The organism is Bacteroidota bacterium (assembly GCA_016706865.1).
Lineage (GTDB): Bacteria > Bacteroidota > Bacteroidia > Chitinophagales > BACL12 > UBA7236.
Genome location: JADJIS010000002.1, coordinates 657,627 through 670,377, shown reverse-complemented (window position 1 = coordinate 670,377; position 12,751 = coordinate 657,627). Strand labels below are relative to the sequence as shown.

10 protein-coding genes are annotated in these 12,751 nt (G+C 36.3%); 7 read left to right on the top strand and 3 right to left on the bottom strand.

Annotated features, from left to right (window positions below):
• The first annotated feature begins 234 nt into the window (after positions 1-234).
• From IPI31_05960 to IPI31_05945, 4 genes are all read left to right on the top strand, one after another.
• On the top strand, positions 235-846 hold the full coding sequence (locus tag IPI31_05960) for a superoxide dismutase (protein ID MBK7567356.1): 612 nt from the start codon (positions 235-237) through the stop codon (positions 844-846).
• Positions 847-933: 87 nt separating this feature from the next.
• A complete protein-coding gene (locus IPI31_05955; GenBank protein ID MBK7567355.1) occupies positions 934-1,701 on the top strand; it encodes a N(G),N(G)-dimethylarginine dimethylaminohydrolase in 768 nt (255 codons plus the stop codon).
• 101 nt (positions 1,702-1,802) lie between these two features.
• Positions 1,803-2,789, top strand: coding sequence for an aspartyl protease family protein (locus tag IPI31_05950; protein MBK7567354.1), 987 nt, complete (start codon positions 1,803-1,805; stop codon positions 2,787-2,789).
• Positions 2,786-4,222, top strand: a complete 1,437-nt coding sequence (locus tag IPI31_05945; GenBank protein MBK7567353.1) for a hypothetical protein — start codon at positions 2,786-2,788, stop codon at positions 4,220-4,222. The genes IPI31_05950 and IPI31_05945 overlap by 4 nt, the downstream gene beginning before the upstream one ends.
• Positions 4,223-4,619: 397 nt before the next feature.
• Here the strand turns inward: IPI31_05945 and glmS are convergent, their stop codons facing one another.
• Genes glmS through IPI31_05930 form a run of 3 tightly spaced genes read right to left on the bottom strand, consistent with a single transcriptional unit; the run spans position 4,620 to position 8,653 of the window.
• Positions 4,620-6,458: a glutamine--fructose-6-phosphate transaminase (isomerizing) gene (gene glmS, locus IPI31_05940; GenBank protein ID MBK7567352.1), complete on the bottom strand. Its 1,839-nt coding sequence runs from the start codon at positions 6,456-6,458 to the stop codon at positions 4,620-4,622.
• Between the two features lie 4 nt (positions 6,459-6,462).
• Positions 6,463-7,815 carry a DUF4270 domain-containing protein gene (locus IPI31_05935; GenBank protein MBK7567351.1) on the bottom strand — a complete coding sequence of 451 codons (1,353 nt, stop codon included), beginning with the start codon at positions 7,813-7,815 and terminating at the stop codon, positions 6,463-6,465.
• Between the two features lie 28 nt (positions 7,816-7,843).
• The gene (locus IPI31_05930; GenBank protein MBK7567350.1) at positions 7,844-8,653 is read right to left on the bottom strand and encodes a glycogen/starch synthase; all 810 of its coding nucleotides are present in this window, start codon (positions 8,651-8,653) and stop codon (positions 7,844-7,846) included.
• 170 nt (positions 8,654-8,823) lie between these two features.
• Between IPI31_05930 and IPI31_05925 the strand changes: the two genes are divergently transcribed.
• The 3 genes from IPI31_05925 to IPI31_05915 all read left to right on the top strand — a co-directional run bounded on the left by IPI31_05925 (position 8,824) and on the right by IPI31_05915 (position 12,721).
• Positions 8,824-9,693, top strand: coding sequence for a pantoate--beta-alanine ligase (locus IPI31_05925; protein ID MBK7567349.1), 870 nt, complete (start codon positions 8,824-8,826; stop codon positions 9,691-9,693).
• Between the two features lie 206 nt (positions 9,694-9,899).
• Entirely contained in the window at positions 9,900-11,741 is a 1,842-nt protein-coding gene (locus tag IPI31_05920) for a T9SS type A sorting domain-containing protein (protein ID MBK7567348.1), read from the top strand.
• Between the two features lie 629 nt (positions 11,742-12,370).
• Positions 12,371-12,721: an aspartate 1-decarboxylase gene (locus tag IPI31_05915; protein ID MBK7567347.1), complete on the top strand. Its 351-nt coding sequence runs from the start codon at positions 12,371-12,373 to the stop codon at positions 12,719-12,721.
• Positions 12,722-12,751 lie beyond the last annotated feature (30 nt).

The following is a 12,751-nucleotide window of genomic DNA, read 5'->3' as shown; positions in this document are numbered from 1 at the left end:
GTTCTTTATTCGATATTATTGTTCTGCGTTCTGGGTTAGATTCTGTGACTGCGACCGCGACTGCGACTCCTATTTCGTCTCACTTGAAAATTTATTCTCCCTTAATGAACCCGACTTTAATTTGATAGGTTTACATTTACAGTTGCGTGGTTTATCGGTCGCAACTTAACTTTGCTGTTTGGTAAACCATTTCAATACTTTAAAAAATTAACTAACAAATAAACATTAAAAACTATGGCATTTCAACTACAACCGCTCCCTTATTCAAACGATGCTCTGGAGCCGCATATTGATGCAAAAACAATGGAAATCCATCATGATAAACATCATGCTGCTTATACAAACAATTTAAATAATGCAATTGCAGGAACTGAATGGGAAAATAAAACGATAGAGGAAATTCTTGCAAATGTTTCTAAGATATCTCCTGCAGTTAGAAATAACGGGGGTGGATTTTACAACCACAATTTATTTTGGGAAATTATGGCGCCGAATGCCGGTGGCATGCCAACAGGCGATCTGATGGATGCAATAAATTCGCAATTGGGTGGCTTTGATAAATTCAAAGAAACATTTTCAGCTGCTGCAACAACACGTTTTGGTTCCGGATGGGCATGGCTTATGGTTGGTGCAGATAAAAAGCTTGTTGTAAATTCAACACCCAATCAAGATAATGCACTTATGGATGTGGCTGAAGTAAAAGGAACTCCTATACTCGGTATTGATGTTTGGGAACATGCATATTATTTGAATTATCAAAATCGCCGCCCTGATTATATCGGTGCTTTTTACAATGTTATTAACTGGAATGTTGTGAGCGAAAAATTTAAGGCAGCAACTAAATAATTTTAATTTTTAAAATAAAAACCTTGTTGAATTTTCAGCAAGGTTTTTTTATTGTTTCTTCCAGCGCATTCTTCAATTACCTATTGCATGTTATATAAAAACGCAATTACCCGCAAACCCGGAATTAATTTTAGCCAGGGAATTACCACATCAAATTTAGGTGAGCCCGATTTTTTTAAAGCAATGGCGCAACATGCCGAATATGTAAAAACCCTGGAGTCATCAGGCATTCAAGTGAAAACTCTGGAAAGTGATATTAATTTTCCGGATGGATGTTTTGTAGAAGATACTGCGGTTGTTTTCCAGGAAGCTGCAATTATTACAAATCCTGGCGTATCCAGCAGAAAAGAAGAAATAAAAACCATCAACAAAATATTAAATACGATAAAAAAATTGTATTTCATTGACCATCCCGGAACCTTAGAAGGTGGCGATGTTTTAAAAATTGAAGATAAATTTTATATAGGATTGAGCGATAGAACAAACGCTGAAGGCATTCGTCAATTCGCAGAGATAACCGCAAAATTTGGGTATCAAACATTTGCATTAAAATTGGAGGATATTCTTCACCTAAAAACCGGAATAGCATATATCGGCAACAACAAAATTATAGGTTGGCCTTCTGTATTAAAACAACAGGAGTTCGAACAATACCAAAAAATTGAGATACCACCTGATGAATTATATGCATCGAATTGCATTCGATTGTCTGAAAATATATTGATAATTCCAAAAGGTTTCCCAAAGACCAAAAACATACTCACAGAATTAAATTATAATATTATTGAATTAGACATGTCGGAGTTTGAAAAGATGGATGGTGGTTTAACATGTTTATCCTTATTATTTAATTAGTAATGGCTTTAATTTTTTTGTATCAAAAATATAGCAGACCTTAACATTTTAAGTTGTTATTTTTGATAAGGATTGCAATAACACATTCCTTTAAATAATAGTTGAGAACTAAAAAACATACTATTTTATTGCTCTTCAGTATTATCGCAATTACTGTCAGCAGTTTCACTATGCGTTTTTCAGTGATCCCACCTGTAATTTCTCAACCTGTTTTTGATGGCGCTATTCCAATGGGCAATTTTGAGAAATTAGAAATTCCACTCAAACGGGTTAATAATCTTTTTTTGATAGAAGCTCGTATAGATAGCTTAGAAGGAAATTTTATATTCGATACGGGTGCTCCGAAATTAGTTCTAAACAAAACATACTTCAGAAATTGGAAACTTTCCGGTGGTTCCACCGCATATGGAATAGCCGGTACAAACACACAGATTTTTCGTCAGGTAATTGATTCTTTGATAATAGATAGTTTATATTTTACTGATCTTGATGCCGATGTTGTTAATCTAGGTCATATAGAAACTGCAAAAGGAGTTAAAATATTAGGCCTGCTCGGAGCCAATCTTTTTACTGACATGGAGATGGTGATTGATGAAAGAAATTCTAAGCTCATATTATATAAATTGGATAAAGCAGGTGAAAGAATTTTTAAGGGGGATATAGATACACTAATTCCTGATATTGATATTCCTATAGAGTTGTATAATGATATCATCTATTTAAACGGAGAGAGTGCAGGTAAAAAATTGCGGTTTTGTTTCGACACCGGTGCGGAGATCAATGTGCTCGACAATACTGTAAATAATAAAGTGCTGAGTCATTTTTCATTGACAAACAGAGCAGTATTAGGTGGAAGTTCTGATCAAAATGTAGGAGTATTACGAGGTGAGCTTGACTATTTGATAGTTGACGAAGATTCTCTTAAAAATATGGCTTTTGTTTTGACCGGTTTATCCAGCTTAGAAACAGCATATAATACCACCCTTGATGGCATACTCGGGTTTCCATTTCTGGAAAAGGGATTAGTGATCATTAATACCAAAAAAAAGAAATTATATCAGTATTTTTATAAGGAGGAAACAAGATGAACAGATCAAATCTCATCAAAATTATAATCGTATTTATTCTCGGATTAATTAATCCGGAGATTTTGTTTTGTCAGATAACCAGCGAAGTGATCCGCGTTGAAGACGACAAATTGGTAATACGCATCGACAAAAGAAATGAGGAGGAATATAAAAGCCTGATACTGTATTTTGGATTAAATGAGGATAGCCTTTTTAATTATAGTAAAATAGGACCACTTGCAAAAGAAGGCTGGACCTTAACCAGACTCGAAAAAAATTTTGCTGAAATATCCAAACCTTTAAATGCTGATATTGCGAAATTTGATTGGGGGAGTCAGCCCATATTTTTTGACAATATCAATCCACCCGGCGAACCCGGATACCCCGGGCCTGTAACATTTGGTGCAAATCATTTTAAAAAGGAAAGAAATGTATTTGAAAATGCTGCAGGTGAAACCATATTTTATTTAAAAAATAATGTAAATGCTTCAAAAGTTTTTCTTAGTGGAAATTTTAATAATTGGAAAGAAGATGCGACTCCTATGCAAAAAACAGACAGCGGATGGATAGCAAAAATAAAATTGATCCCCGGAAAATATTTTTATAAATTTATTGTTGACGAAAATTGGATATATGATCTCAATAATGATCAGAAAGAAAAAGACGGATACAGCAGCTATAACAGCACTTATTTCAGATGTAACCATACATTTGTTTTAGATGGATATCTCAACAAAAAAAATGTGTATGTAACCGGAACATTTAATGATTGGAGGGAAAAAGAATTGGATATGGAAAAAACTGCTACCGGATGGCAAATTCCAATTTATTTAAATAATGGAACACATAGTTACAAATACATAGTTGATGGGGAATGGATGACCGATCCCGGAAATAAAAATATTAACAATGATGGAATGGGAAATTTCAACTCGGTGATCGCTATCGGAAATACTACGGAATTTATTTTAAAGGGATTTCAAAATGCGAATCAGGTAATTCTTTCCGGAACATTTAACGAATGGAATTCAGGGCAATTAATAATGCAAAAAACTGAAACAGGTTGGAAATTACCTTATGTGCTGGCTCCCGGAAATTATGCTTATAAATTTATTGTGGATGGAAAATGGATAGTAGATCCTGACAATCCTTATAAAGTAGGAGGAGCAGAAGAAACAAATTCGGTGAAAGTGGTTGACCCGAATTTCACTTTTGTTTTAAATGCATTTCCAAATGCAAAACAAATATTGTTGAGCGGCAATTTTAATAACTGGTCTGATCCCGGTTATACCATGCTAAAATCAGATGCCGGTTGGGTATTTCCTGTTCATCTTGATAAAGGGAAACAATTATATAAATATGTAGTGGATGGAACCTGGATGGTTGATCCGGGTAATCCTTTGTATGAAGAGAATGAGTTTGGGACGGGGAATTCGGTTTTATGGGTCGAGTGAGATATAGGACATAGGACATAGGACACAGGACAAAGGACTGGACTTAGGACAGGGAAAAAGGACATAGGACTTAAAAAAACTAAACCTGAAAATGGATTTATTCAAGAAAATTTTTAGAGGTGTTTAATTTAATTATCAAGTGTGTTTACACCTCTGAAATTTATCAAAAGTTTAATTTACAAGTTACAGGAGAGTAAAATTTTGTGCGAAAATTTAACGAGTTACTTCTGTTAATAATATCCTAAAAAAAAATCCTTTTAAATCCCCCTGATCAGCGTCATCCGCGCCTGTCCGCCTACCGGCGGATTCCCCTTTTTTATTCTATTATTTGTTTTCCTATGTCCCATTTCCATCGTCCTGTGTCAAGTCCCGTGTCCCGTGTCCTTCATCCAGTGTCCTATTCCACAGTTACCGACTTAGCCAAATTCCTAGGTTGATCCACATTTCTGCCTAAACGCACAGCAATGTGATACGCGAGTAATTGTAGTGGAATAACACTTAATAAAGGAGTTAACGCTTCCTCTGTATCGGGAATACGAATTACGTGTTCGGCCATGGCTTCTATTACGGTGTCGCTTTCGGAAATGATGGCGATGATTCTTCCTTTACGCGCTTTAATTTCCTGAATATTGCTAATGATCTTATCGTGTGCACTCATATTTGTTGCAACAACAACTACGGGCATATTTTCATCTATCAATGCAATAGGACCATGTTTCATTTCTGCAGCGGGATAACCTTCTGCATGTATGTAGGATATCTCTTTTAATTTTAATGCGCCTTCTAATGCAACTGGAAAATTAAATCCTCTTCCCAAATATAAAAAATTACTAACGTGCATATATTCTTCCGCCATCTGTTTAATATGCTCGTTCGATTTTAATACTATCTGTACCTTTTCGGGAATTTTACTTAATTCAATTGCAATTGCCTGGTATTTACTTTCGGGAATTGTTCCTCTTTTTCTTGCAATACTTAATGCCATCATCGTGAGCACAGTAACCTGCGCTGTAAATGCTTTAGTACTTGCAACACCAATTTCAGGACCCGCATGTGTATATGAACCGGCATGTGTTGTGCGCGGAATGGAAGAACCAACAACGTTACAAATTCCAAAAATAGTTGCTCCCTTTGCTTTTGCTAATTCAATTGCAGCGAGCGTATCTGCAGTTTCTCCACTTTGTGAAATTGCAATCACAATATCCTCTTCACTGATCACAGGATTGCGATAACGAAATTCACTTGCATATTCCACTTCAGTTGGAATGCGTGCAAGATCTTCAAATAAATATTCTCCAACTAATCCCGCATGCCACGAAGTTCCGCAACCGATAATGATTATTCTTTTTGCGTTTATTAATTTCTTTTCGTATTCTTTTATTCCTCCCAACACGATAGAATTTTTTGATCCGATCAATCTTCCGCGCATACTGTCTTTAATGGAATTAGGTTGCTCATAAATTTCTTTGAGCATGTAATGATCGTATCCACCTTTTTCGATCATGTCTAATTGCATTTGCAATTCCTGCATGTAAGGAGTTATTTTTTCGTTGTGAATTGTTTTAATTATCAATTCATTTGTTCTGTTCACAACAGCAATTTCTTCATCATTTAAATACACAACATTTCGCGTATATTCAACGAGCGGACTCGCATCACTTGCAATAAAAAATTCATCCTCCCCTATTCCGATAACAAGTGGCGATGATTTTCTGGCAGCAATTAAAATATCGGGATTATCTTTTGATATAATTACAATTGCATAAGCACCGATCACCTGATTTAATGCAATGCGTACCGCTTCCACCAGGTCCGTTTTTTCATTTAACTGAATATCCTCAATCAAATGAATTAATACCTCTGTATCGGTATCTGATAAAAACTGATGACCGCGTTTAATTAATTCTGTTTTTAGAGAAGCGTAATTTTCAATGATACCATTATGTATGATAGCGAGATTTTTGCTTTCACTTACATGCGGATGTGCGTTGGTGGTATTTGGTTCACCGTGTGTTGCCCATCTGGTATGACCAATTCCGCAAGTGCCTTCGGTATTTTTTCCCTCCGCCTCTTTTTCGAGTTCGGCTACTTTACCTGCAATTTTGTAAATGTTCAGATCGCCGTTTAACAATGCAACTCCGGCACTGTCGTAACCGCGATATTCCAAACGATGCAGGCCTTTAATGATAACCGGGTAAGCCTGACGATGCCCGATATAACCTACTATACCACACATACTTTTATTTGTTTATCGTCGTGTATGTAATAGAGAGACTTGGTTTAAAAAAATCTCTTTCTGATTGAACTCCACCTAAAGTTACGGCATTTGGTATTCTGTTTCCAGGCTGACAAATTAATGCAAATCCATAATTTTCGATGGAACCTTGTAATATCTCCTGCACATGTTCAGTAATTATGTATTTATACTGTAATACCGACCTGCCCGTCAAACTTTCTACCCGGGTAACATTACCGCCAATATTATTTGTTCCGAAATTATCATCCACAATAGATGAGTATACTTCAATACTATAAAGTGCTATATAATAAAAATTATGTCCTGTGGAATCTAATTGCACTAATTGGATCTTTGGTGGCGGAGCAAAATTTCGTCCATCGTCGGCAGTAACTGATAAAATAAGTTCAGCTTTATTTATAGAAACATCCTGCAGATTTTTAAGCGTAGGAAATTTCACGATGGTTCGCAATCCTCCGAAACCCTGCACATAGGTATTCTGTTCTCCATTTATGGAATCAGGAAATAATAATGCTGATTGCACCGGAGTTGCTGCTGAATAACTATGGGTAAATCTGTTGGATTTAACTCCCGTAAAAGGTAATACCACCGACAGGGAATCTGCTTCACTGTTGTGATAATAAATACGTAACCCGGAGAGTGTGGAAGTCATATCAAAATACATGATACCATTGGAAAATCCATCTGTAATTGTATCGGTTTCAATATATATTCCCTGTAAAAACTGGAGAAAACTTGTATCATTTTCCAAAATAGTAGTATCCAGATCTAATAAATTTTGCCCGAAGGAATCGAATAATTTAATACGTAAATGTGGTTCATATATCGAACCATCGGCCAGCACAACACTATCACTTAAATTTGGTACAAATTCCTTCTTTTTGCCAATAGCAATTGGCAACACATGAAATCTTGCATCGGAATAATATAATTTTCCGGATTCCATTCGCTCTATCATACGATAAACAGAAACAGTGTGACGCGCTTCTGTATCACCATAATAACCGGCGTAATCCATGGTAACTACGATAGAATCAATTCCGGGAGCATCACCAAAAAATAAATTGTTGGTTGGCAGCATCACCTGAGAGTAAATATTTCCAGTGGAATTGCCATACCGTTCACTGCTGATACTACCCAATGCAAAAAATACATTCTGACTGGTAACAACGGAATCGTCAGTCTCGGTATAGGTTACAATTTTAAAAGTATCTACGCGTGTTGAATTGAGAAAGTCTTCCTCAGGTAGTAATTCTTCACCAATAAAATTCGATTTTCGGCATGAAGCTGTTAATATCATCAACCCGCCAACAATAATCAAAGCTGCATTTTTCATCAGGCCTATAACGGAATGTTTATGGAAATTATTGATCCAGTTGGTTATAAAATTCGCTGTATTTTGTCAGATAATCTTCCTCTGTAAATTCCAGTACCGGTTTTCCTGATGCTTTCAAATACTTAGAGATGTCTTTATCAATTTCTTTACTACCGATTATAACGCCATCAGAAAATGAAGCAGCCCCTTTACACAATCCGATATGATTGTATTCGGCATATTGTGCCAGGTCGTCCTTTTCGATATTTACGCTAATGGGAGCTTTTTCTAAAAACTTATCCTTAGAAAGAGTTTCTTTAAACATACCATCATACATAGAGTAAACCACTTTGGTATTTTGAAACACCGGTTCACTTTTGTAAGCGGTTTTAATATACATAGGGATAAGACTGGTCATCCATCCATGGCAATGAATAATATCCGGTGCCCATTGGAATTTTTTCACGGTTTCCAATGCAGCTTTACAGAAGAAAACCATACGTTCGGCATTGTCTTCATAGAACTGATCGTTCTCATCGTGAAAAATATATTTGCGTTTAAAAAGATCGTCGTTATCCAAAAAATAAACCTGCATACGTGCACCTGGAACAGAGGCTACCTTAATTATAAGAGGGTAATCATCATCATTAAGAATAATATTCATCCCACTCAATCTAACCACTTCATGCAAACGGTGTCTTCTCTCGTTGATTACACCGTATCTAGGCATTAATACCCGTATCTCGCTCCCCTGATCCTGAATATATTGCGGAAGTGCCCTTGCTATATCTCCGATATCTGATCCATTTAAATAAGGCTGCATTTCCTGCGTTATAATCAACACTCTTTTCTTACTCATAGATATTGTAGTTTAGTTAATTTGCGTAGCCGCAACTTCTTAAGTCTGCTTAGAAGTTTAATTTTGAGCTGCAAAGTTACAAAATATAGTTCAGAATGTACTTATGCAAGTACTTTCAGAAATTAAATGAGGAATAGTAAAAACCGACTGAAATACAGTAAAATCAGGGCATGCAGATCATAAAACACCGCAATACGTTAACACCTTTACTCCAAAACCTTAGGGCTTCCGGGCATAAAATCGGTTTTGTTCCCACCATGGGTGCACTTCACGAAGGCCATATTTCCCTTATTTCGGTGAGCAAGGGCTCTACAAGCATTACTGTTTGCAGCATTTTTGTCAACCCAACCCAATTTAACGATCCTAAAGACCTGGAAAAGTATCCCAGACCCATAGAAAGCGATATAAATATGCTTGAAAAGGCCGGCTGTGATATATTATACCTGCCGGAAGTGACCGATATTTATCCTCTCGGTGAGGCTGCAACCGAAAAATTCAGTTTTGGGGGGATAGAAACCCTCCTGGAAGGAGCTAGTCGCCCCGGACACTTTGCAGGAGTAGCACAAGTTGTAAAGATACTTTTAGAGGTGGTTTTACCCGATAAACTGTTTATCGGACAAAAGGACTATCAACAATGTATGGTCCTTACTGCACTTATAAAACAAATGCAGATACCCACTGAAGCGGTAATTTGCCCAATTTATCGGGAATTGCATGGTTTGGCGATGAGCTCGAGAAATGTGCGTTTATCCCCGGAACTTAGAAAAAAAGCCGGAGCAATTTATGCCACCTTAAATTATGCATCTTCTTTATTGCGAATTTTACCTACATCCGAAATCGAAAATATCGCTGTGAATTCTTTAAATGTTTTGGAGGATTTTAAGGTTGATTATTTTGAAATTTTAAATGCGGAGAATTTGCAACCTATAAAAAGTTTATCTGATACTGCGCGAGTTGTTATTATAACATCCGTGATTGTTGGTGGCGTTAGGTTATTGGATAATTTAGTTGTAGACCTACCAGGCTTTACAAACCTGTGAGGTCGGGTTGAGAAGGTAAAATTTAATCGTAAAATAAACTTTCGGTAATTGACTGTTACTTATCCCTATAAAATTTAACAAGAAAAAATAAATTAAATAGCCTTCGTTGGTCGTAACTTAATTTATAAATAGAGACTCGCAAATTCAAAATGGAACTAAATTTCTAATTGCGTTTGATAAAATTCAGCTATATTTGAATTATCTCTATGTCAAAAATTATACTCACATTATTATTTTTTAGATGTCTTTTTGAAAACATTTCACTAAGTGGGCAAAACCTTTTACCAAATCCTGATTTCGAAATCAGAACAGCATGTCCGCATTATACATCCGGACTTTACCAATTAGATGAAACACACATCAAAGATTGGTATATACCTACCGATGGAACATCTGATTATTATCACCCATGTGGTGATAGTATATTTGAGACAGAGGTGAGCGTTCCCACTAATTTATGCAGTGCATATCAACCTGCTCATTCCGGAATCGCCTATCTAGGCAGTTTCATATCACATAATAATACAAATTACAGAGAGTATATACAAGCTCAATTAAATGATTCATTAATTGCTGGAGAATATTATTATTTTGAAGGATGGCTTGCGCCGGCAACCAGAATAATTGAAGGTGACATTGTTAAACTATTAACTTCAGACGCCATAGGATTATATTTTTCAGAACCACGAATAACAGACTTTTTTGAATATGATACATTGGGTGTTGACGCTCATGTTAGTAATGTTTTAGGAAATTTTGTAATAACACCCGGTGGTTGGACGAAAATGTCGTGTTACTACTTAGCAGAAGGCGGTGAAGCCTGGTTCACAATGGGGAATTTCAAAGATGAATTACATACTGCAAAAATCCCTATACCGGGTTATACTTATCCTGAAATTGCAGAGGAGAATATTTATTTTTTTATTGATGACCTTTCGCTTACCTTATGTAACGGAAAATTTTTACCGGATACAATGTTATGTGAAGATGATATTTTATATTGGGATATAAATCTGGGGCCCGGCGATTATCTGTGGAGTAATGGAGATACTACAAGGTTTACAACAATTTCTACGCCCGGAATTTATTGGTTACAATATACAGATAGTATTGTAACATTAATAGATAGCTCCATAGTTACATTCCATATTGATACTACATTTACATCTGTACAAGATAAAACGATCTGCCCCAATGAAATACCCTATAATTTATCCTCAACAGAATTTTATGATGATTATTTATGGAGCACTGGTTCAGATTTAAATTCAACTTATATTTATGAAGAAGATACCTATATTTTAACAGCACATATTGTATGTAACACCTATATTGATTCGTTTAATATTTATGTAGTTCCGCCATTGGACGACAGCCTTTTACATTTTACTATACCTGACACAGTTGTTTGTGCTAATAATTGGAGCCTGAATGTTGAGGGGCCTAATGGATTTACAAAATATTTATGGAGCAATGGAGATACAATGCAATCAACAACAATTACTGAACCTGGAACTTACAATTTGCACTATGCATTACCATGTTATGATTTCTTTGAATATTTTACTGTTAAGGAGGATATTTATTTTAATGCCCAATTAAATCTTGGCAATGATATTGACCTCTGCGATTTTAATTCACCTGAAATTATTTTGGATGCCGGAGAGTTGCCAAATTATTTATGGAATACCGGAGAAACCACTCAAACCATAATAGTAAATTCCGTTGGAGAATATTCCGTTACCTCAACTACAGGATGTAAAATACTTTCAGACTCTATTTTAATATCAGATTGTAGTTTGTTGTCTGATGACATTTATATATTTCCCGTACCCTCCTTTGGCAAAGTAACAATTAAATCAAGAGATGAATTATTTCTCGAAAATGCAACACTGGAAATTATGTCCTTACAAGGTTTACTTTTGCAATCAACATTTGATTTTGAAAATGAGGTCTCCTTTGATTTTACCAATTTTATGAAAGGATATTACCTTGTAAAATTATACTCGAAAGAAAAAGTATATTTTTTTAATATGATACTGCAATAAATTACATTTGAGTTAGCTTGTTAATTGATCGGAGCCGTATGATTCTTTTGCTAGTATCCAGATAAGACATTTGTTAATTTGATAATCGGGTAATTTGTTAATTGATGCCCCTTGAGGTCGCGAGTATTCTCGACTGTTTCATTCTCAGTTCCCCATTCTTTTCGGCTGGTAATTGGTACATTTTCGGCTGTTCCATTGGTATAATTTCGGCTGTTCCATTTACAAATTTGCTATTTGGCTAATAATCCCATCAGGGCTGGCTGATCCATTGGTAAATTTTCCTCCCCCTTCCCTCAGACCTCACAGGTTAAAAAAAACCTGGTAGGTCGAGGGTGCCCGTCAGGGCTGGCTGTTCCCGTCAAAAAAAACCGGGCAGGCATTGGTACATCGGTACATTTTCGGCTGTTCCATTTACAAATTTGCTATTTGGCTAATAATCCCATCAGGGCTGGCTGATCCATAGGTAAATTTTCATCCCCTCCCTCAAACCTCACAGGTTAAAAAAACCTGGTAGGTCGAGGGTGCCCGTCAGGGCTGGCTGTTCCCGTCAAAAAAAGCCGGGCAGGCATTGGTACATCAAGGCTGTTCATTGGTACATTGGTACATTTTCCGCTACCTTTGCACCCGCTATGCGTATTGAAATCTTAAAAAGCAAGATTCACCGTGTCAGGGTAACGGAGGCGAATCTCAACTATATCGGCAGTATAACTATTGATGAAGACCTTATGGATGCTGCAAATATGATAGAAAATGAAAAGGTTCAGGTGCTCAACCTTGGAAACGGGGAACGGTTGGAGACTTATATTATTAAGGGAGAACGCGGATCCGGCGTGATATGTCTGAACGGGCCCGCTGCACGGAGGGTGGAACTGAATGATATTGTGATCATTTGTTCGTATGCCTCCATGGAATTTGAGGAGGCAAAGAAATTTATTCCTACTGTGATCTTTCCTGACAGCCAAACTAATTCACTTAAATAAAAGGTGGGAAGGAAGCTCTTTTTTAATATT